The 21,166-nt window shown below is 61.2% G+C and carries 21 protein-coding genes and 1 pseudogene; 10 read left to right on the forward strand and 12 right to left on the reverse strand.

The genetic code is table 11. The features are described from left to right. Positions 1 to 78: 78 nt before the first annotated feature. A complete protein-coding gene (locus YH3_RS07315) occupies positions 79 to 924 on the reverse strand; it encodes a glycosyltransferase family 92 protein (RefSeq protein ID WP_064443189.1) in 846 nt (281 codons plus the stop codon). A gap of 108 nt (positions 925 to 1,032) precedes the next feature. Between YH3_RS07315 and YH3_RS07320 the strand changes: the two genes are divergently transcribed. The 3 genes from YH3_RS07320 to YH3_RS07330 all read left to right on the forward strand — a co-directional run bounded on the left by YH3_RS07320 (position 1,033) and on the right by YH3_RS07330 (position 4,841). Further along, positions 1,033 to 2,268 (forward strand): cytochrome P450, encoded by a 1,236-nt coding sequence (locus YH3_RS07320; RefSeq protein WP_064443190.1) that lies wholly within the window; start codon positions 1,033 to 1,035, stop codon positions 2,266 to 2,268. After that, entirely contained in the window at positions 2,265 to 2,828 is a 564-nt protein-coding gene (locus tag YH3_RS07325; protein ID WP_042452540.1) for a TetR/AcrR family transcriptional regulator, read from the forward strand. The genes YH3_RS07320 and YH3_RS07325 overlap by 4 nt, the downstream gene beginning before the upstream one ends. Before the next feature lie 99 nt (positions 2,829 to 2,927). Next, on the forward strand, positions 2,928 to 4,841 hold the full coding sequence (locus YH3_RS07330) for an alkyl/aryl-sulfatase (RefSeq protein ID WP_003945738.1): 1,914 nt from the start codon (positions 2,928 to 2,930) through the stop codon (positions 4,839 to 4,841). Positions 4,842 to 4,875: 34 nt separating this feature from the next. Here the strand turns inward: YH3_RS07330 and YH3_RS07335 are convergent, their stop codons facing one another. Genes YH3_RS07335 through YH3_RS07345 form a run of 3 tightly spaced genes read right to left on the reverse strand, consistent with a single transcriptional unit; the run spans position 4,876 to position 7,483 of the window. Further along, positions 4,876 to 5,496 (reverse strand): L-threonylcarbamoyladenylate synthase, encoded by a 621-nt coding sequence (locus YH3_RS07335; protein ID WP_003945756.1) that lies wholly within the window; start codon positions 5,494 to 5,496, stop codon positions 4,876 to 4,878. A 26-nt stretch (positions 5,497 to 5,522) separates the two neighbouring features. Continuing rightward, positions 5,523 to 5,948: a MerR family transcriptional regulator gene (locus tag YH3_RS07340; protein WP_047269546.1), complete on the reverse strand. Its 426-nt coding sequence runs from the start codon at positions 5,946 to 5,948 to the stop codon at positions 5,523 to 5,525. Between the two features lie 35 nt (positions 5,949 to 5,983). Then, positions 5,984 to 7,483: a SulP family inorganic anion transporter gene (locus YH3_RS07345; RefSeq protein ID WP_228401945.1), complete on the reverse strand. Its 1,500-nt coding sequence runs from the start codon at positions 7,481 to 7,483 to the stop codon at positions 5,984 to 5,986. A gap of 297 nt (positions 7,484 to 7,780) precedes the next feature. Between YH3_RS07345 and YH3_RS07350 the strand changes: the two genes are divergently transcribed. From YH3_RS07350 to YH3_RS35975, 4 genes are all read left to right on the forward strand, one after another. Further along, positions 7,781 to 8,995: an Ig-like domain-containing protein gene (locus tag YH3_RS07350; protein ID WP_064443192.1), complete on the forward strand. Its 1,215-nt coding sequence runs from the start codon at positions 7,781 to 7,783 to the stop codon at positions 8,993 to 8,995. 55 nt (positions 8,996 to 9,050) lie between these two features. Further along, positions 9,051 to 10,169: an Ig-like domain-containing protein gene (locus YH3_RS07355; protein ID WP_064443193.1), complete on the forward strand. Its 1,119-nt coding sequence runs from the start codon at positions 9,051 to 9,053 to the stop codon at positions 10,167 to 10,169. A gap of 289 nt (positions 10,170 to 10,458) precedes the next feature. After that, complete coding sequence (locus YH3_RS07360; RefSeq protein WP_228232477.1) at positions 10,459 to 10,827, forward strand: hypothetical protein; 369 nt, start codon at positions 10,459 to 10,461, stop codon at positions 10,825 to 10,827. 353 nt (positions 10,828 to 11,180) lie between these two features. Then, positions 11,181 to 11,351, forward strand: a complete 171-nt coding sequence (locus tag YH3_RS35975) for a hypothetical protein (RefSeq protein WP_007734610.1) — start codon at positions 11,181 to 11,183, stop codon at positions 11,349 to 11,351. 16 nt (positions 11,352 to 11,367) lie between these two features. Here the strand turns inward: YH3_RS35975 and YH3_RS07365 are convergent. The 3 genes and pseudogenes from YH3_RS07365 to YH3_RS36405 form a co-directional block, all read right to left on the reverse strand. Next, a pseudogene (locus tag YH3_RS07365) lies at positions 11,368 to 12,111 on the reverse strand (HNH endonuclease family protein); the annotation flags it as partial. A 78-nt stretch (positions 12,112 to 12,189) separates the two neighbouring features. Further along, the gene (locus YH3_RS07370) at positions 12,190 to 12,555 is read right to left on the reverse strand and encodes a pyridoxamine 5'-phosphate oxidase family protein (RefSeq protein ID WP_047269305.1); all 366 of its coding nucleotides are present in this window, start codon (positions 12,553 to 12,555) and stop codon (positions 12,190 to 12,192) included. A gap of 112 nt (positions 12,556 to 12,667) precedes the next feature. After that, positions 12,668 to 13,036 (reverse strand): hypothetical protein, encoded by a 369-nt coding sequence (locus tag YH3_RS36405; protein WP_020906454.1) that lies wholly within the window; start codon positions 13,034 to 13,036, stop codon positions 12,668 to 12,670. 704 nt (positions 13,037 to 13,740) lie between these two features. Between YH3_RS36405 and YH3_RS07385 the strand changes: the two genes are divergently transcribed. After that, entirely contained in the window at positions 13,741 to 14,211 is a 471-nt protein-coding gene (locus tag YH3_RS07385; RefSeq protein ID WP_003945723.1) for a hypothetical protein, read from the forward strand. Between the two features lie 7 nt (positions 14,212 to 14,218). Here the strand turns inward: YH3_RS07385 and YH3_RS07390 are convergent, their stop codons facing one another. From YH3_RS07390 to YH3_RS07400, 3 genes are all read right to left on the reverse strand, one after another. Next, positions 14,219 to 15,142 (reverse strand): DUF2797 domain-containing protein, encoded by a 924-nt coding sequence (locus YH3_RS07390; protein WP_003945794.1) that lies wholly within the window; start codon positions 15,140 to 15,142, stop codon positions 14,219 to 14,221. A gap of 65 nt (positions 15,143 to 15,207) precedes the next feature. Beyond that, the gene (locus tag YH3_RS07395) at positions 15,208 to 15,864 is read right to left on the reverse strand and encodes a DUF305 domain-containing protein (RefSeq protein WP_054831545.1); all 657 of its coding nucleotides are present in this window, start codon (positions 15,862 to 15,864) and stop codon (positions 15,208 to 15,210) included. Further along, positions 15,861 to 17,426 (reverse strand): LVIVD repeat-containing protein, encoded by a 1,566-nt coding sequence (locus YH3_RS07400; protein WP_042452515.1) that lies wholly within the window; start codon positions 17,424 to 17,426, stop codon positions 15,861 to 15,863. The genes YH3_RS07395 and YH3_RS07400 overlap by 4 nt, the downstream gene beginning before the upstream one ends. A gap of 178 nt (positions 17,427 to 17,604) precedes the next feature. On the opposite strand from YH3_RS07400, the gene YH3_RS07405 reads away from it, so the two are divergent. Next, positions 17,605 to 18,192 (forward strand): TetR/AcrR family transcriptional regulator, encoded by a 588-nt coding sequence (locus YH3_RS07405; protein WP_228401948.1) that lies wholly within the window; start codon positions 17,605 to 17,607, stop codon positions 18,190 to 18,192. Positions 18,193 to 18,237: 45 nt separating this feature from the next. Next, a complete protein-coding gene (locus YH3_RS07410) occupies positions 18,238 to 19,374 on the forward strand; it encodes a GIY-YIG nuclease family protein (RefSeq protein WP_054827317.1) in 1,137 nt (378 codons plus the stop codon). Positions 19,375 to 19,454: 80 nt separating this feature from the next. Here the strand turns inward: YH3_RS07410 and YH3_RS07415 are convergent, their stop codons facing one another. Next, a complete protein-coding gene (locus YH3_RS07415) occupies positions 19,455 to 20,672 on the reverse strand; it encodes a Dyp-type peroxidase (RefSeq protein WP_064443195.1) in 1,218 nt (405 codons plus the stop codon). After that, positions 20,665 to 21,165 carry a copper chaperone PCu(A)C gene (locus YH3_RS07420; protein ID WP_064443196.1) on the reverse strand — a complete coding sequence of 167 codons (501 nt, stop codon included), beginning with the start codon at positions 21,163 to 21,165 and terminating at the stop codon, positions 20,665 to 20,667. Before YH3_RS07420 ends, YH3_RS07415 begins: the two co-directional genes overlap by 8 nt. Position 21,166: the final 1 nt, after the last annotated feature.

Genomic DNA, 21,166 nt, shown 5'->3' on the forward strand with positions numbered 1-21,166 from the left:
GCATTCTGAAGATATTGCCTTCGTGGATGCGGGCCGGAGGTTTGTCTGCAGATGAATACCTGTGTCTTGCAGGCACATTCATTTTTGTGATACGTCGATCTTTGCCGGCACATCCGCACCTTCTTCGTAGACCTGGGGTCCGAAGTTCGGCAACGGAGTGTAGTCGAGCATCGCCTCCGAACCGCGGTAGTGGCGGAAGTAGTAGAGCGATCTGTCCGGCCGTATGAGGGTGTCGGGTCCTGTTGTCTTCCATCCCCAGTGGACGTCTGCTCGCAGAATCTCCGACAGCTTGACGATGTTCTTGCAGCCGTGGCTTTGCAGCCCAAGGCATTTCAATTCCTCGACGTCTCGCAATTGCCCGTCGCGCGTCCACCTGGATTCGTAGACCAGAGCATCGAGAACGACGCGGTGCGAACCCGCTTGAGTAACGCCGGCAAGTAGAACCTCCCAGTCCAATCCTGGTGCGTGTTGGAGGTATTCGTCGGCGTCGATGAATGCTGCCCATGCGACGGTGTCGCGGTACCGGCTCACGTAATCGACGTACGCCTCTACCTGTCCGTGCACGATCCGACCGTCCGCGTCGCGCGGTTGCCAGTCGACGATCGTCACCGGAAGGTCGTGCAGTTCTTTGCGGAATGCGACCTGAACTTCACTGTCCGACATCGATCGGGTGAAGGCGCCGTAAGAGTTGCCTCTCTTGTCCTCGCTGCGGCCGTGCCAACGGTTGAGGCTGAATGCGCTTGTCTTGCGGGTGGACCCGACGGAACCGGTGTTGTCGTAGAGAACAACCTCCCAGCCTTGCTCGATGTGGTGCAGGCACCAGTCCCTGATGAAGGGGAGATGTTCGCGGGGGAGCAGGACCGCAACCACGGCGCGGCGCCCGGCGTCAGAGCTGTTCGGATGATTCTTCGGATCCGTGATCACCCGACACACGATAGTGCTCTGCGTGGATGCGAGTTACTCAATGCTGCTCGTAGGAACGGTTGATCGTAGAACGTTGACACATTTGGCAATTTGTCTCATAGTCGAGTCATGACAACTTCTGTGTCGCATTCGCCACGGTTTGTACCTTCCACCGGGGAGTCCTGGCGTTCGCCCTGGGCCATGTACGACGCATTGCGCGAGAACGACCCGGTGCACAACGTTGTGCCGGAAGCTGCGCCGCAGGACGAATACTGGGTGCTCACCCGTCACGAAGACGTCTACAACGCCGCTCGCGACTACGAGACGTATTCGTCGGCAAAGGGATTGACCACTGTCTACGGTGAACTCGAACAGATCGGGATGCAGGACAATCCGCCGTTCGTGATGCAGGATCCGCCAGTGCAGTCGGAGTTCCGGCGCATGGTGTCGAAGGGTTTCACTCCGCGTCAGGTATCGGCGGTCGAGCCGATGGTTCGCGAATTTGTCGTCGAACGTATCGAGGCGCTGAAAGCGCGTGGCAGCGGCGATATCGTCGTCGAGCTCTTCAAACCGTTGCCGTCTATGGTTGTCGCACACTATCTGGGTGTGCCGGAATCGGACCGTGACCAGTTCGACGGCTGGACCGAAGCCATTGTCGCTGCCAATTCGGCAGGTGGTGTGGCCGCGGCAGCGACGACGGCGCAGGCCGCCACCGGTGAGCTGATGATGTACTTCGCTTCGCTGATCGAACGCCGCAAGGTCGAACCGGGTGACGACACGATTTCGCACCTACTCGCCGCTGGACTCGGTGAAGACGGCGACATGTCCGGCCTGCTGTCGATTCTGGGCTTCGCCTTCACCATGGTGGCCGGGGGAAACGACACCACGACAGGAATGCTGGGTGGTTCGGTGGCGATGCTGACCGAACGCCTCGACCAGCGTCAGATCCTGCTGGACGATCCCGCATTGATCACCGACGCGGTCGACGAGTTGCTTCGACTCACCTCGCCGGTCCAAGGACTGGCACGCACCACGACGCGAGATGTGGCCTTGGGTGGCAAAGTGATTCCGGCAGGACGTAAGGTTCTGCTGATGTACGGTGCGGCCAATCGTGATCCCGAGAAGTACGGACCCGACGCGGCGGAGTTGGACGTCTTGCGTCGACCGCAGAAGATCCTCACCTTCAGCCATGGCGCCCACCATTGTCTGGGCGCGTCGGCAGCTCGAATGCAGGCGCGAGTTGCTTTGGAAGAGTTGCTTTCCCGGATTCCCGACTTCCATGTCGACATCGACGCGATGCAATACGCGCCGGGCAACTACGTGCGCCGTCCGCTCTCGGCTCCGATGTCGGTGACTCGGCCATGAGCAACGACTGGCTCGGCGAGGGGCGCGCCTTGGCGGCAGCCGAGAAGATCCTCGACAGTGCGGCACAATTGTTCGTCGAGAAAGGCGTCAACGCGGTCGGTATGGCGGAGATAGCCTCTGCTGCAGGATGTTCCCGGGCCACCTTGTATCGGTACTTCGAGAATCGGCAGGCTCTTCACATTGCGTTCGTTCACCGCGAAGCTCGCAGGCTGGGAACTGCGATCGCGGAATCGGTAGCGACCATCGACGATCCGAGTGAGCGTCTGGAGACGGCCATACTCACCGCAGTCTCCGCGGTGCGTAGCACTCCGACGTTGGCTGCATGGTTCGCCCCGGGCGATGCGAGTCTTGCCGGTGAACTCGCCAATTCGTCCGACGTCATCAACGGACTTGGTGTCGCGATGCTCGGTGAACTCGGAGCAGGCACAGCGTCGCGGGCACGCTGGATCGTGCGGGTGATCCTCTCGCTGCTCATGGTGCCGGGGGCGGACGAGAACGACGAGCGGACGTTGGTGCGTGAGTTCGTCGTTGCGCTGTTGATTGCTGGACGGGCCACCTGATCATCCCTTCCGGGTGATGCGCGAGGGCTGCGTGGGAATCGAGGATGAACCGATATCCCGACACAGGTCACCGCGAGTTCCCGAGGAGCGTAAGAGAAGATGACTACACCGTCCGAACTCGACCCCAAGCCCGCCACCGAAGCGACTCGCCTGGCAAATGCCCAGGTTCTCCGTGACCTTCCTTTCGACGACACCTTCGACTTCGAACTGATTTCTCGAGGTCTCGTGGCACCGCTCATCGATGGCGGACTGGTCAAAGGTGACAAAGGGCAGTTCATCTTCTCGTACGACGCCTACGGGTTCGCCGACGGCGATGCACCGGATACCGTCAACCCGAGTCTGTGGCGCCAAGCCACTTTGATGGGAAAGGGCGGTGGACTGTTCAAGCTGGCTGATCGTCTGTACCAGGTGATCGGCCAGGACTTGTCCAACACGACGATCATCGAGGGCGACACCGGGTTGATCATCGGTGACACTCTGATGTCCGCGGAAACAGCCGCTCTCGCGCTGGAGTTGTACTACCAGCACCGCCCGAAGGTTCCGGTCAAGGCAATCATCTTCACGCACTCCCACGGCGATCACTTCGGCGGTGTCAAAGGATTTGTCACCGACGAAGAGATCGAGTCCGGTGCCGTAAAGGTCTACGCACCAGACAGTTTCACCGAGGAAGCGATTTCCGAGAACGTACTTGCCGGCACGGCGATGACACGTCGCGGAATGTACATGTACGGATCGTTCCTGCGTCCGGGGCCACAAGGGCAGGTATCCGGTGGTCTCGGCCTGTCCACTTCGCACGGCACTTCGACGTTTGCCGTGCCTACCGACGTCATCACCGAACCGGTGCACGAAGAGGTCATCGACGGTGTGCGCGTGACGTTCATGCTCGCGCCGGGAACCGAAGCGCCATCCGAAATGCTCTTCTATTTACCAGATTTCAAGGCGCTCGGGTCAGCCGAGGACGTCACGCACACGATGCACAATCTATACACGTTGCGCGGCGCCAAGACTCGCGACGCCAAAGCGTGGTCGCACTACGTGCGTCTGGCAATGGAACTGTTCCCCGACGTCGAAATCATCTTTGCGCAGCATCATTGGCCCACGTGGGGCAACGACAAGATATTGAAGCTGATGTCGGATCAGGCAGATCTGTACAAGTATCTGCACGATCAGACGTTGCGCCTTGCCAACAAGGGACTGACACCGGTAGAGATTGCCGACCAGATCGAGGTACCCGACGCGATCGGAAAGCAGTGGTACAACCGTGGGTACTACGGCTCGCTCAGTCACAACGTCAAAGCGATCTACACCTTCTATCTCGGTTGGTTCGACGGCGTTCCCGCTCATCTCAATCCCCATCCGCCGGTGGAGAACGGCAAGCGCTACGTCGAAGCCGTCGGCGGGCCGGACGCACTTTTGACCAAGGGCAAGCAGGCGTTCGACGACGGCGACTACCGCTGGGCCGCGGAGCTGGTGAACCATCTGGTGTTCGCCGATCCGAGTAATCAGAAAGCGCGAGAGTTGTTGGCGGACACGTACGAACAACTCGGCTACCAAGCCGAGAACGGTACGTGGCGCAACTTCTACCTGGTCGGAGCGATGGAATTGCGGCATCCGCTGGCGCCGATGCCGTCCAACAACCCCACTGGCCCGGCCGTGGTCGCAGTGATGCCGCTCGAACAGATGCTGGATTTCTGGGCAGTTCGCCTCGATGGCCCGAAGGCCGCCGACGTCGACCTGTCGTTGCGATTCGTGTTGTCGGACACCGCGGACAACGTCCTGGTCACAGTGCGCAACGGCGTGCTGAACTACGACATGGACAAGGCAGATGCTTCGGCCGCCCTGACTCTGACCTTGACCCGTGCCGTGTTCAACGAGGTGTATCTGGGAACGACCTCGCTCACCGAATCCATCAAGGCCGGAACGGCAAAAGCTGTGGGAGATCAGTCCGAACTGGAGACGTTCATCTCGCTGCTGGAGGACTTCGATCTGTGGTTCGATATCGTCACGCCGTGACTGGTCGACTCCATGATGTGGCCCGGGCGGGGGATCATTCGAAACGAGAAGGATCTCCCGCGCCGACCCGCACGATTTCGGGAACACCGGACGAATAGTCGACGACTGTGGTGGGTTCGGTTCCGCAGTCACCCGAGTCGATGACGGCGTCGAGTTGGTGGTCGAGTTCTTCCTTGATCTGCCAGCCGTCCGTCATCGGTTCCTCGGCGCCGGGCAGGAGAAGGGTGCTGGAGAGGATGGGTTCACCCAACTCTTGCAAGAGTGCCCGCACTACCGGGTGGCTGGGGATACGCACTCCGACGGTCTTCTTCTTGGCGTGTGCCAGCCTACGCGGAACTTCCTTCGTGGCGGGAAGGATGAACGTGTACTGCCCAGGCGTAGCCGCTTTCACCGCGCGGAACGCCGAGTTGGTGACGTGGACGAAGTGCCCGAGCTGCGCGAAATCGGCACAGACCAGCGTGAAGTGATGGTCCGAACGCAGATGACGGATCTCGCGGATCCGATCGGTGCCCGAGTGATTGTCCATTCGGGCGCCCAGGGCGTAGCAGGAGTCGGTGGGGTAGGCGATGACCGCGTCGTTGCGCAGCATTTCGACGATCTGGCTGATCGCGCGCGGCTGCGGGTTTTCCGGGTGAACGTCGAAGTATCGGGCCATCAACTCAGCTTAGTTCAGCTTGCAGATCACGAATGCCGTTCACCGTTGAGACTGTGGTCGGCGAGCAAACCCGTCAGCTCTTCGGCGTAGGCGAGTTGCTTACGTAAGTGTGTGCAGCTTTCTTCCGCCCGGGTGTGGCAGTCGGTGACGAATTCGGTTGCAGCGGTGCGCGTTGGCGCGTCCGAAGCTTCGTCGCCGAGCACTGCCAGAGAATCGAGAAGTTGTTTCATTTCTTCGAGACTGAATCCGAGTGGCTTCATTCGTCGGATTACCAGTAGCCGTTGGACATCGGCCTCGGTATAGAGGCGGAATCCTCCGGCGCTCCGCTCGGACGGAGTAACCAGACCGACCTCGTCGTAATGACGAATCGTCTTGATCGACAGTTCGGTGCGTTCGGCAACCTGTCCGATCTGCATGTTCGGCCCTTGGCCCGCATGTTCCGGCTCAGACATCACTCCCACTTTCCTCGCGCTGGGCTTCCATACTCTCAGTGACCGTCACCCAGGCGACCGGACAGGCGCAGGTGGCGCTCGGCCGATGCGTCGTCGAGCCCCACGATCTCGACATTCTTGCCTCTGGCCGCGTACTTGGTGGTGATGGCGTCCAGTGTCGCGACGGTCGACGCGTCCCAGACATGAGACTCGGACAGATCGATGACAATGTTCTTCGGGTCGCCGGCGTAGTCGAATTGGTAGATCAGATCGTTGCTGGATGCGAAGAACAGTTCGCCTCGAACCGCATAGACACGGGTGTCCTCGTCCGGATGCGCGACGTCGATCACTTCGGTGAGATGCGCGACGCGGCGGGCGAAGATGACCATCGCGGTGATCACTCCGATGATCACGCCGTAGGCAAGATTGTGGGTGGCGACGGTGACTACCACGGTGACCAACATGACCACTGTCTCGCCGATCGGCATGCGGCGCAGGGTCTTCGGATTGATGCTGTGCCAATCGAAAGTGCCGACCGAGACCATGATCATGACGGCCACCAATGCGGCCATGGGAATCAACGCCACCACATCGCCGAGGCCGACGACGAGTATCAGCAAGAACACGCCCGCCAGGAAAGTCGAGATTCGAGTGCGAGCGCCGGAGACCTTGACGTTGATCATGGTCTGGCCGATCATCGCGCACCCTCCCATGCCCCCGAAGAAGCCGGTGACGATGTTCGCGACGCCTTGGCCCCACCCTTCTCGGGTCTTGTTCGAGTGAGTATCCGTGACGTCGTCGACGAGCTTGGCCGTCATCAACGATTCGAGGAGTCCGACGAGCGCCATGGCCAATGCGTACGGCGCAATGATCGACAGTGTGTGCATGTCCAGGGGGACGTCGGGGAACAGTAGCGTCGGTAGGCTCGACGGAAGCTCGCCCTCGTCGCCGACGTTGGGGACATCGAACGCGAAAACGACTGTGGCGGTTGTCAGTAGCACGATTGCCACCAGTGGAGCCGGGACGGAGTTCGTCAGTTTCGGCAGGAATACGAGTATCAGAAGTGCGACTGCAAGGAGTGGGTAGACGAGCCACGGAACATCGATCAGGTGGGGGAGTTGGGCGATGAAGATCAAGATGGCGAGTGCGTTGACGAATCCCACCATGACGCTGCGCGGAATGAAGCGCATCAACTTTGCGACGCCCAGGAGGCCCAGCACGATCTGGAGAAGGCCGGCCAGAAGGACTGTCGCAATCAGGTAGTCGATTCCGTACTCGCGCGTCAGTGGAGCGACGACCAGTGCGACGGCGCCGGTAGCTGCGGAGATCATTGCGGGTCGTCCGCCGACGACGGCGATGGTCACTGCCATCGTGAACGACGCGAACAGTCCTACCCGCGGATCGACGCCGGCGATGATCGAGAACGAGATCGCCTCGGGAATCAGTGCCAACGCCACGACCAGTCCGGCCAAAACCTCCGTTTTGAGACGGTGAGGTGACCGGAGCGCGGCCCGAACCGAATTGTCGTTGGTGGATGAAGCGATGGTTACTGCCATGAGATTCCGTCCTGACGAGGTTCTCATACTCTACCCTCCTGTAAGGGTAGAGTATGACCGGAGATCTCTCTATGGTGCGAACTTCTGTCGAATTGTGTTTCCCTGCAGTGAATCTCGAATTGCGAGATTGATCGAGAGAGGAAAGGCCTGCGGCGGCGGTCAGATGTGACGACTAGCAACTCTTACCAAGTATTTACCTACTGTGTGGGTTTTGTTTATTGAAAACGGGTCAACTCGGGCGCTGGCTCCGTTACAGTTCGGCGGCAAACGTCAATCAGGTTGTTCCGAGAGGACATCATGTCAAAACGCCTACTGAATGCTGCGCTCCTTACCGGCCTCCTTGCCGGTGGAACCGCTGTGGCCGTGATTCCGGCAACCGCGGCGCCCGTTGCAGAAACCACGTCGACAACGTTCCAGGTCACGTGCCGCGCAGTTCCGAGTGCGTTCTCCGGTCCTTCGTCAGACGGAAAGCCTGCCACGGTGCGGGTTTCGGCTCCGACGGTAGTCGCGCCAGGTCAGGTCTTCGACATCGACGTGGATCCGGGTAGCGTCCAGATCCCGAACGATGTGAGCGGCGCAAGCGTCAAGAAGATCTCGCGTCTGAAGATTGATCTGCCGATTCCGACCAACGCGGAGTTCGTTTCGGCGACGGTCACCGATCCGGGCAATGTTATTGCCGGGAAACCTGCTTCGGTGATTCGTGTCAACGAAGACGGCACTCCCGCAGCGGACGGTCCGATACTCCGGTTGTCCGGCGCAAACGAAGCGATCGGCAACAGCCCGTCATCGTCGTCGGGTGCGCACGGCGGGCTGGCGATCAATGCTCAGTCCGGAGCCGAGACGGACATCGTCTTTCCGAAGATCAGAATCACCGTAAAGGCCGGGCCTTCCGGCGCAGTCGAAACCAATGTCCGGACTTCGGGTGCTGCAGGTACTTTCGGTGGGCCGGAGTCATTTTTGACCTTCCTCCCTCAGGTCAGTCACTGGCTCGCGGGAACCATCTGGGCGCCCACATCCTGCTCGCCGCGCGACGCTGAGACCGGCCCCCTCAATGCCGGTGCCGGCGCCCTGGCATCCACGAAGATCGACGGGGACCTGGGGCCCGTTGATCCTGAGCCAGGCGCGGACATCGTGACTAAGCTCGAAGGACCGGCTACCGCCGCGACCGGTACCAAGGTGTCTTTTGCTTCTCACGTCGATCCGGAAAACGCAACGGGAACAGTACAGTTCATGGTCGACGGCAAACCCGTCGGTGACCCGCGGCCGGTGGTTCGCGGTATTGCGCGCCTGGATCTCACCTTCGGTAAGGCGGGTACCAAGTCCGTGACTGCAGTATTCACCGCTACCGGAGACGAGGCGAAGTACACGTCGGCGGCACACGTACTCACGGTGACCGGTGACACCACAGGTCCGGTCGATCCCAACCCGACCGATCCGGGCACCCCGGGTGGTCTCGGCAGCCTCGAGTCCGTTCTGCCGCAGCTGCCGACGGGTTCGCTCGGTGGCAAGTGATCACGGTCCTACCTCACTGAACTTTCAATGGCCGAGTTCTTCTGAAAGGCAACACATGAACCCCCGCACTCTGGCAGTTTGCGCTGTCGTACCAGCACTCGCGGCCGGACTCCTCGCTGTGTCCGCGCCGGTGGCAGCGGCTTCCGATACCGTGACGCGGACAGTTTCCTTCGAACACAAGTGCCGGGTCGACGGCGCCACCGATTGGGATTCGTCGTTCTCCGACAACATGGAGGTAACCGCGCCCACGTCCGTGCGTCCCGGCGAACAGTTCACAGTGAAATTGCATCCAGGCACCATGCGTAGTTCGGATTCGGACACCGGTCGTATCAAGTACGACATCGCACTACCGCAAGGGGCAACCCTGGTTTCGTACTCCCTCGTCGGTGATTCGTCGTCCAACTTGACCGGCGAGACTGCGGTGCTGCTCCGGGTGGGCGCAGACGGAAACGCAAACCCGGCGGGTGAGTACCTGCGAATTACCGGTGCCGGCAACAAGACAGTCAACGACGGTCCGAGCGCCAGCGACAACAAGCCCAAGGAAGGGCTGCAAGTCAAGGCCAACACGGACTTTCGTTTGCCGGCAGTCGAATTGAAACTCGAAGCTCGGTCCGACGAGGGAAACGCGACGACGCACCTGCGCGCCGGGGCGACGAGCCCGAGTATCAAGATCAAAGACACGAGCATGAGTTTCGGTGAATCCCGGTGGGTCAATGCCGCTGGGTATTGTGTTGCTGCGGGCGAGGGACGCAACGCCCTCTCGACTACCGAGGTATTCACGACCAACCAGACCGAGACGACGGTCGCTGTCGCACTGGAGGCACTGACGGGCGAAGACGTCAAGATTGCGGCGAGTATCGACCCGAACCCGGGTGAGGGAACGGTCGAGTTCTTCGACGGCGATACGAAGATCGGCAGCGCCACAGTCGATTCCAATGGCCATGCAGAACTGGTCTGGCCGTTCCGCGACCAGGGCGAGCATCGCATCACCGCAAAGTTCCTGGGTACCAAGAAGTTCAGTTCTTCGGAATCTGCGGACAAGACCGTGACCGTCACCGTGCCTGGCGTCATCGTCGTCGAGCCGGTGGATCCGACGGAACCGGAAACTCCTGGTGGAACCGGAAGCCTCGGGGACATCTTCTCGAAGCTGCCGACGGGCTCACTCGGAGGCTGAGTCACCCAAACGGCAGGGGAGCGTCGACGTTTCGGCTCGAATGCGGGTGTGTGATCGAATACTGGAATGACAGGTTCGAATCATGCCGAGAGCCGCAACGCCGGCGTTCTCTGATCTTCTCAATGGGAGTCTCCGTCACGGAAATCGGGCCAGAACCACAAAAAGGTAGCTCACCAAAACTCGTGCCCTTTTACTACCGTTAGTTGAAGAACTGCGCGAACCGCGGGTTCTTACATCAACAAGCCTTCGAACTCGCCGCTGCGGTTCAGGTATGAACAAGGTAGGGAAAATGCGCAAGGTTAGTTTGCTCGCGTCCGCTGCAGCAGTAGCTGTCGGTGTGGCAATGATCGGGACGTCTGCGGCCTCAGCAGCGCCGGGAACGATTCCTGGTCACGGACTGTTCGACGTGCCGTGGGAGGTGTTGCCGGGAACCTACACGACGTCTGGGCCCATATCAGCTGACATGCCGTGCATATACGGCCGAGCGAAAGTCGACGGCGATGGTGAATTGAATGTACTCGAGTTCGAAAGCACCCTCGAACCGGCGACAGTCACGATTCTCTTGACGGATTCTCGCTTCACCACCGCATATTGCGCTGATTGGAAGCGAGTGTCGTCAGTCGGATCGTTGGATCTCGGATCACTTTTCGGGTCATAGACGTCTCCGCTCTGATTCCAGATGGGCCTCTGGCCGTGGCCACGGACCTCTGCTATCTCGGCTAACGCTCGCCTCGCGGATGTGCTCGTTCGTCTCGAGTTTCCGACCACTCGTCGCATGAGTCCATGACCAGGGACTTTAGCCCTCGGTAATTACCTACCAATCGGTATATTCTGCGAAGGTACGGACTTCGTGAACCGATGTGAGTTGGCTCCGGGGGACGTGCCGGCCTCGCAGGACCGCCCGCAAAGTCAGCCCGGTGAGGCCACCGGAGTTCGCGCATTTCGACAGATTGCCGCTGGGTCCGTCCGCTACGAGGGGAGCGGACGGACCAGACGGCACGAGAGAGTGCCATGCCTGAACGTGGTCAAAGCAGAGTGGACGCGGGGATCATTGCCGTCGTCGCAGTCATCACCGGTGTGTTCGTCGCACTGACCGGTCACGGTCTGGTTGCAGCGCTCGCCACCGTAGTGGGCCTCGCGCTCGGAATGGCGATTGTGCGGTATCTGATCAAGGGCCGCTGATCACCGCAAGAGTTCAGCAGGTCGCGAGAATGTCTGCGATGGTGTCGTGTTCGGCTTGGGTGACCCACAAACCGTATGCCGCTTTGACTTCCACTTGAGCAGTCACGTACTGGCAGCGGTAGGCCTTGTTGGGTGGCAGCCAGGTCGCCGCGTCGGAATCCGACTTCTTCTGGTTCGTGGGCCCGTCGACAGCGCGCAGGTTTCGAGGGTCGTTGGCCAGATTGGTTCGCGTCTGTGTATCGAGCTGTTGTGCGCCCTTCTGCCAGGCGTCCGAGAGTGCGACTACATGATCGATCTGGACTGCAGAAGACGTGTCCTGGCCGCGGGTGAACGCGATGGTCTTGTTCGTGTACGGGTCACGGAGCGTACCGGTTTGGACCGAGCAGCTTTTGGAGCCGTCCTTGAATGTCAGGTCGGTGAGGTCACGCCGCAGGATGTCGTTGCGAGTATCGCAGCCGTTGTGGCCGAATTCGACGGTGACGTCGTCGGTCCAGGCGGTACCGAACAGCGCGCGGTCGTATCCGGTCTTGGGTGCGCGTCCCTTGACGGGGATCTGTGCCAGCAGTTCAATTGCGGCGGACGAAGGAGCCGAGGCTTCGGTCACGACCGTCGTGGTGACACCGGATCCGATTCCCGAACCGAGAGAAGATGTTTCGGGCGCGTCGGCGTTGGAATTGGCGCAACCTCCCAGCACGATCACGGCAGCAATGCCGATGGTGACGCCGGTGATGCCGCGCCTGTGATGTGCCGTGCGTGCCATGTGTGAGAGTCCATTTCTGCGAGAGATGAACTACAAGTATGTCATTCACGACAATTCGGGCCTAACCGGCACTGTCTGTCAGTCTGGTCGAAGGAACCATCGAGTCACCGGGACCGAGACGAGGACCCGCGGACCGTCACGAGTTTCGTCTGCGGCATCCCAGCCGTCGTACTTCTCGCCGAAAAGTCTCAGGAGGTCGACGAATTCGCCGACATCGTGATGAATTGTCGCGAGGCCCTGTGCGACCCACGGGTCGCCAGCGGATCCGTCGACTGCCAACGAGACCCGAGGATCATCCAGCAGGTTCCGAACCTTACGATTCTGCTCAGCGCTCGGTATCCAGAATGTGTTCTGATGCAGTAAGAACCAGACCGGAGTCGTGTGCGGCGAGCCGTCGCTTCGGAGGGTGGTCAACCACACGCAAGGAGCATCCGCGATAGTCACGGTCCCAGTATCGGCGCCGGCGCGAGGTTCACCAAGCGAGTGTTCGGAACGAACAATGCCCGGCCCTCGCCGTTGGCGAGGACCGGGCATTGTCGGGAAGGAAGTGGAAGCGTCAGATCTCGATCTTGGGGGTCTGTTCGCCCAGCTTGTGGCGGGCCAGCGCCAGGTTCGCACGCGCACGGTCCAAAACGAGGTACACGAACAGCGTCGACAGTCCGGGCGTCTCGAGGACGCGAATGAGGTGGTACTGGTTGCTCAGGGTGATCAGGATGTCTTCCAGGGTGTCGGTAATCCCCAAGTTACTCATCGTGCGGAGCTTTGCTCGCACAACCTCGGAGTTGCCGGCGCCGGCGTACTCGAGGCTGAATGACGGGTTGCCGCTCATGCCGAGAACCATTCCGCTGTCGGCGTCGACGACGGCTGCACCGCTGGCACCGTCGATGCGCATCAATTCGCCGAGGATCTTGTCGATGTTGCTCATTGCTTCTCCTTGGTAGGGCCGAGTCGCGCGGGGCGACTCCAGGTGATGCTTCGGTGGTGAAGTCATCGGTACATTTCGAGGTGGAATCGTTGGTTGCGGCGTCGGGAGTGGGTCGGGCGGCAACTTTTCAGTTTGGGAGATTTGTGGGCTCGTTCCGTTCGGTGCAGATGGGCGGCCATTCGACGACTCGAATTCGTCGATGCGGTCTGCGGGTAGCCAGCCGTCTCCGGCGGGTGCGTTGAGTGGCCGTCTCGTATCCGTCTCGTAGTCCGGGGCCGGCGGCTGGAGTTGCGGATACACCGGTGCGGTCAGCGGTCGCTTGTACGGAATCGGCTGACCACCCGCGTCGGCGACGTTCGCGAACCAGGCGGCGTACCCGGGGTCGCTGCGATCGAGGTTGTGCCCGCGATCGTCGTCTTCCTCGCGGGAACCTCGTCGACGAAAAAGTCCCACTCGTTCCAGCCCCTTATAGACGAACTATTTCCGATCGGAGCGTTCCGGATGAACGCGGCAGACCGGACAATCCCACCCGTAGTTATTTTGCAGTTAAGTCACCGTAGCATGGGTTCGCGAACGGGGCATACAGTCCAATCCCGCAGTCGGGAGGGCGAGGCGCTCGGATTCGGCAGGATGCTCGGGCAATTGGCGCTGACGGGCGATGCCGGTCCGTTCGAACGCCAGTGGCCCTCTGGCATCCTTGAGGGATGAAGAAAACGATCACCGGGTTCATCGGTGCCTGCTCGCTGGTGGCGCTGGTTGCCTGCGGTTCTGACGGAGACAAGCCGACCGAGGTCGGAACACTCACTTCCTCTGCTTCGGCGACCACCACGGCGACGTCGACGACGTCATCCGAGGCTCCGGCGACGTCGTCGGAAATACCTACCGAGACCCCTTCGGTCGACTCGAGTGCTCCGGCTGAGGTCCCGTCCGACCCGAATGTGAGTTCGGCACTGCCACGGACCTACGCGCAGGCGTGCTCCGACGTTCTCCGGTACCTCGACGCCTACCAGCCGGCCATCGACGAGTCCGGAGAGGAAATGGGCATGACGCGTGAATCATTGGCAAACGACATGCTGACCTCCATCCAGGCTTATCCCGAATGGTCGAGCCTGTCTGCCGACGAGCAGGCCGAGGTCACTCGCGGATTCGCCGCAGCGACCGCGGGAAGTTGCTGACCTACTTTCAGAACAACGATTCCTGAATCGCCACGCCAGGGGACTCGAACTCGCCGACGGTGATGGTTCGACCGACCAGTCCGGACACATCCGCGACGAAGCGTGGCGATTCAGGATCGGGGTCGATCCGCAGCGAGGCGATCGAACCGGCAAGGCCCTCCAGATACAAGGAATGTTCCCCGGACTCGAAAGTGTGCGGATACGCGATCAACGGTGCCGCATCGAAGACCACGTCAGCGCACGCCGGCGCCGTCCATTCTTCGGGAGCCTCCAGGATCTCGATTCCGTCGATGTCCGATCCGATGTCATTCAGCTCGTCTTTGATCGACGATACGAAGTGGTGCAACGACTTTCGTAGTTTCTCTCGATCCAAGGGACCTGTCAACGCTTCGATCTTCCGAGACGTACGTATTGCCTGGCTCAAGTGGAAGTGCTCCGAAACTCGGGCTTCGAGGGCGCGAATGCTGTAACCGTCCGTCGACCGCGCTACGAACAATGCGCAGACTGCCCCTTGTTCGGCGACTCGCGGATGCTTGCGGAACTCGGAAGCCGTCCCCACCTTCATCTGGCCGCCGGCGAATACGTCGACGTAGAGCCATTGTGGTTGTGCGAGGTAGGTACGCACATTCGGATGAATGTGCGCGCCGCTGACGTGTGCCTGATGAACCGTGGTGAACCCCTCACGATTTCGGCATCGGTCGCATTGGCGTCCTGCGGTGACCGTCGCCCCGCGGTCGCACGGCGAGTGCCCTGGACCTTCAGCGGTGAGATCTCGCCAGCCGAGGCAGCGGCGGCCCTTCGTCTCGTCGACGGAGAACCGCAGCACCGAGTCGTGAGTGAAGAAGGTCGTAGCGGAAGTGGTGTCGTCGACGCATCGGATCCGCGGTGCTGTCGGGTTCGACCAATCGATTCCGCGAACGAGCAGGGTCATGATGAAGTGTCGATTCCTTCTGTAGTTCGCAGGTCGACACCTATGGTAGTCACTGCACATGCGGGTCAGTGCAGTGGTTGTGCCCCACGTTGTTCGAGCATCAGCGTCATCAGCCCGGATTCCTGACTCTGGGAATTGATCATGTCGCGGGCGGACTGTTTCACCGGCCCGCTCTCGAGCAGGGCATCGGCGGCCTGCGCCATGGCGATCCCGCCACGGTGGTGGCGTTCCATCAGTTGAAGGAAATGGACCTCGGCGTCGAGCCCGCGAGCGCTGCTCAGTTTCTCGAGTTCTTCGGTCGTAGCCATACCCGGCATGGAGTCGGTCTCGGTGTCCAGCGTTGCCGGGTGATGACGAGAGTCGCCCGCGCCGCTCGGCGACGCCTCCATCCACGCCATCGGCGTTCTACTGTTCGGCGGGACACCGGCCAACCTCAGCCAACCGAGCATGACACCGATTTCCGTTCGTTGAACATCGTCGATCTGCTGGGCCAGTCTCGTCACCGCCGGGTCCACATCGGGACTCAGACGCGCGAGAATGAAGAGGGCCTGTTGATGGTGGGCCGCCATGTCGTGCACGAATCCGATTTCGGTTTCGCTCAGAACAGCTCTCTGCGTGTGGTTCTCGGGTGCGAACAGCGGACGTAGTGCTGCGCCGAGTACGAGCAGCATCAGTGCCGCGGCCACGAGTGCGACGGCTTTGACCGATCGCGGCGCCGTCATGATCCCACGGTCGTCTTCTGGTCAGCGGGTGGTGTGTAGACACCGTTTTCGAGTTGCATGGCAACAAAGCCGTTGTCGGCGCACGTCGCCCACAACGTGGTCCCTCGCCATTCGGGTGGGGAGAAACACCAATCGGTCGAGATGTCGCCGAGAGCGACCATGCCCGACCGCGAACTCAGTGCTTGGCCGGGGTCGAACTGGCCCTGCGCGATCGACTGCGCGATTGCCGGGGTGCTGAGAACGGGTACCCCGATGAGCGACGCGAGAGCGTGTGGCGAGTTGGCGAGTTCGAGATTGCCGCCGGTCCGAGCAGGTGGGTTGAAGTACGCAATTTCGTGGACGTCGAAGGGATCTCGAACATCGAAGACCCGAATCCCGCTCGAGATCCATCCACATGCCAGCGCCGTCGGGTCGACCGGGCGATCTGCCGAACAGTAGTGAGATTCGTACGCGAACAGCGATCCGCCGGCAGCAGACGCCAGCGCAGCGTCTTGATTCTCCGGCAGATTGATTTCGAGCTTCACCGAATTGACGACCGACGGTTCGTCGTCATCGGAGACGTCGATCAATTTGACTCCGCCGGAACCACCTTCGTCGACGGTGAACAGGTACGGCGAACCGTCGTAGGTGACCGGAATGCTGTGTTGGGTGGCCCAACCGTCGGTCCACGAGAGCTGGGACAGTTGGCGCACCCGAGGATTCGGGACCCGGCGCTGAACCTCACTGATGTCGAGGACATGTATTCCGCCGAGATTGTTCGACAAGTACATGCGATTTCCGTCGGGACTGATTCCGAAGCCGTGCGTCGACAACCCGATGAGGTCCTGCCAGACGACGCGCGGGTCGGCGGGATCGGTGAGATCGACGGCGCTCACCACGCCGGGAGCGGTGCCGGAAGACCAGTAGGTGTTCCCGTCCGGTGAAAATCCTCCCTCGTGATTGGTGATGGGCAGCAGCATCCCCAGATCGGTTCCTGGTCCGGGGTTGAGCAGTTTCGGGTGCGCGCAATCGGAGATGTCGTAGACCGACATCAGGCCGACGCCGGTCAAGAGCGGAACGCCCGTGCCCACCAGCAGCTTTCGCGCGGTGTTGACCTTGAGGCTCTCCCACGTTCCGGCCAGCATCGCGGGTTCGGTCAGCGTGGCGGTGAGAGCGGGATTGGCAGGATCCGACACGTCGAGAACTTGGACGCCCTGGGCGGGGCCCAGGAGGTTCCCGGGGAAGAAACTGCCGACGTACGAGCAGTGTTCGAAGTTGGTGGACGTGATCCCGCCGCCGCGACCCGAGTAGCCGCCGATCTGAGACATGTTGCAGCTGTAGCCGTCTCGGCTGCGTCCGCTGTTTCGGTCCTCGGCCGGAACATCACCCTGCAACCCGGTCTCGGGCATCGATCCCGGGCCGCATTCGGCGCGGCTTGCGGCGGTGGAAGCGACACCCGGGTTCTCGTGGATCGAGCCCGGGGCAGTGGCGGGCTCAGCCGACGCGACGCACACGGGAAGGACGGTGATCAAGGCGACGAGTGCGATGGCAGATCTGGTTCTGATGGTCGTGAACGATTTCATCGAGTCCAACTCCCGGTGCGGGATTGCCTTTCGTATCTCACGGGCAGACGTATCTCACGGACAGGCAGCACGGAGGGCAGGCGCGTGTTCGAGCGCTCACGACGATCGGGTCGGGGTGTGAACCGGTGTCGGGCCGCAACCAACCGGACAATGCTGTCCGGTTGGTATCGTAGTGTGCGTGACATCGTCTGGCCGCGTCAATAGCGGATCTCTCAACAGAGGGCCGAGAGATGCGGCGCGCAATCGTGCGGCACTCGTCTCAGCAGCTCGTGAGGTGTTCGCAACTCAGGGTTTTGCTGCTCCGCTCAGCCTGATCGCCCGCACGGCCGGCGTCGGTCAGGGCAGCCTCTACCGGCACTTTCCCACTCGCGAAAGCCTCGCACTCGCGGTGTTCGACGAGAACATCGTCGAGCTGCAAGATATGGCTGCCGATCCGGATTCGACTCTCGACGATCTTTTTCGATTGTTGGTAGACCAGATCACCACCTCCATCGTGTTCGTGGAGGTCATCAAGCCCGTCTCCTTCGGCGACTCACGACTGAATTCGGCAGGCACCCGTCTGACCGATCTCCTCGAAGGACGGCTCGAGGAGGCGCGTCGAGCTGGGAAGATACGCGAGTCCGTGACTGCTGAGGACGTGATCCTGGCGATCGCCATGTTCGCCGCGATCATGGAACGGACTGCCGAGAGCTCGCGAAAAGAAGTCGCGCAGTCGGCCTGGAACCTACTTGTGCAGGGACTGGCCGGGCCGGCAGCGGCGGGCTGAGTCGCGTTCGCCTCGCGTCTCGAGGTGATCGCCTAGGCTCGTGGCATGGCTATTGTCTGGACAGTTCCTCGCGCTATCGGCTCCACCTTGCTCGTTGCTCCGTTGATCAAGGAGTTCCTTGTCGAGGGTGACGGCACCCTCGATGCAAAACTGACTGCGGTCGGTACGGTCTCTGCATCTCTCGAGAAGCAAGTCGGCCGCACGTTCACCTCGATCAGCGCTGCTTCGGCGGCAATCTTTTCCGGTGCTGCCGGTTCCACCAGCGTGCCAGACGCACTACGTCTGGCCGTGATGCGCACTCTGTCCACCGAGGTCGTCGTCAGGAAGCCGGCTCCGCAGCCGTTCTCCGAGAAGGTCGGTAAGAGACTGGGGCAGTACGTCTTTGCTTTGCGTGACCCGCGTAACGACCAGGTGTTCCATGTCGGGCACGGCACGGGAAATCAAGTATTCGCGCCGGTATTCGAAGCGCTCGGTGAACTCGCGAACCTCGAAGGAGCGGACGCTCCGGCCGAGTCGAATGCTGCTGTGACGGCAGCCAAGATCGCTCGGATCCGCGAGATCTACGACGCAGGTTCGGCGGTGGAGCACTTCGTACTCCTCCGCTCGGTCTCTGCCGCCGCGGATTCGGCCGCCACTACCGACGAGGTCGTCCGCGGCATCGTGGAAGCCTTGCGGATCACCGACGCGGGAGAGGGTCTGACCAATCTCGCAGGCGATACCTCGGACAAGGACGCCCGAGCGACCCGCGTCGAGGAACTCGCATTGCGCTACTCGGCTGATCCCGCGCCGGAACTCCCGACGCCGAGCATCGTCCTCCACGTACCGGCCTCCGCCCGTCCGGGAGCAACGCCGGAAGAGATCTACGAACTCGCGCGCGCCGAGTGGTCTGCCGGTGCGGCCGTTCGTGCCGAGATCGGAATCCCCGTTCTGGTGTTTGCCGACAGCATCATTCGTGGTGCCTTCCGTGCTCAGTCGTGGGAGGTGTCCACGCGCAACGCCGACGGAAGCCAACTGTGGCGGTTCAACGGAACCGTCGACGACGAGCTTGCTGCCAAGTACGTCGGAACCGAGGTCACCCCGCACAACGTCGGCCTGAAGAAGTGGCCCGTCAGTGGTTGGGTCACGAGGTTGACTACCGCCCGTCCAGGTGCGGTCATGCCGGGACCTCGTAAGTCCAAGTAACGCAACAACTTCAGGTAGAAGGAATTGTGGGGGCGGGATCCGTTCGGATCCAGCCCCCACAATATCGTTGCCCGGGGTTGTCAGCCGAGCAATCCGCTTCCCAGATAGTCGTTCTCGGTGCATCCCGGCGGAATGAGATACACCGCAGAACCGATCGGCGTCGTCCACTCGTTGAGTGCGTCGAAGTCACTCAATCGCTGTTGGACCGGTAGATATTGCTCGGCGATGTCCCGTTGGAATGCTGCGAAGATCAATCCCGAATTCGAGGTCTGCCCGCTCTCGGGTGCGTCGTCGTAGTTGTATGCCCGACGGAAGAACTGCTCCTTCTCATGCGTCTGGTGGGCTCGCGCGATGTGCGATCCTGGCGGGATCACCGGAATGCCGAACTTGTCCGTGAGTGTGAAATCCGCTTCGTCGAATTCGTTGGTTCCGTTGAGCGGAGCGCCATTGGACAACGTGCGCCCCATCGTGAGTTCGCGCCCCGAACGGTCGAGTTCGTCCCAGGTATCCATTTCCATGCGAATGCGTCGCAGTACCAACGAGGTTCCGCCCGCCAGCCACGACTGACCCGCGCCGTCGTGCCAGATCAGTGAATCGAAATCCACTGTTCCCGGAGCAGGATTGACGGTCCCGTCCACTTGGCCCATGAGATTGCGCATCGTGGTTCCCTCAGGCGTGGTGCCGCGAGCGTTGCGGAATCCCTTTTGCGTCCACCGGATGGTCGTCAGTGATCGGACGTTCTTGGTCAGAACTCTCACAGCATGAGCAATGGTCACCGGATCGTCGCCACAAATCTGCAACAACAGGTCCGATCCGCCCCATCGATCGTCAAGTCGGTCGATCGCGTAGCTCGGCAACGGCTCGAACCAGTCCGGTTGACGTGCTTGCAATCCCAGCTTGGTGAACAGGCCAGGGCCGTAGCCGACGGTCACTGTCAAGCGTGCCGGATCCACAGCCAGTTCCCGTTCGGTGTCCGCCAACGCCGGGTTGCCCGCGGTGAGCCGTGACGCATCCTCGGACCACATCTTCATGATTCCGACGACGACTGCTCGATCGGTTCCAGGCAAGAGGTCGAACCCGATGAAGGTGCCGTGCGCTTGCGGCGTGGTGTCGATGCCGGCTTGGTGGACTCCGTAGAACGGTTCCATCAACTTGCCTGCTTGCTGCTCGTGTTCGCTGCGCTCGACCACTGTGGTTGCGCCCCAGGTTATTCCCGCGACGCCGAGCGCGGCGGCGCCTCCTCCGAGAAGGCGCCGCCGACTGACTGCTCGGCTGGGCGGGTTCGTGTTCTCAGCCACCGTGATTCGGGTCGTAGTTCTCCTGATTACCGGAGAAGTCGCGAATCTGGGCTGTGAACGTGCTGCTGGAACCGTCGTCGTAGATCAAGGTGAGGTCGGTTTCTGCGCCCGGGAGCAGCGGCGCGGACAGGTCCATGAACATGAGGTGGTCACCGCCCGGGGTGAGGGAGGCGGACCCGTTGGCAGGGACCAGGAAACCGCCGTCCTTGGGACGCATCGTCATCGTTCCGCCGTCGCCGGTCACGACTTCGTGCAGCTCGAGTCGAGACGACGCGGGGCTGGTGGCCGAGACCACGCGTACGTCCTTGTCACTGGAGTTGACGAGTTCGGCGAACGCCGCGCTCATTCCTTCCGGCGCGGCCTTGACCCATTGATCCTGAACTGTGATGGATTGTGCAGCTTCGGTTTCCTTGTCGGAGTTGGAAGAACAGCCGGTCAGGGCGAGAGCTGCGGACAGTGCAACAGCTGCGAATATCTTTGTGCGAACAGTCATG

The sequence above is a fragment of the Rhodococcus sp. YH3-3 genome, assembly GCF_001653035.1.
GTDB classification, from domain to species: Bacteria; Actinomycetota; Actinomycetes; order Mycobacteriales; family Mycobacteriaceae; genus Rhodococcus_F; species Rhodococcus_F qingshengii.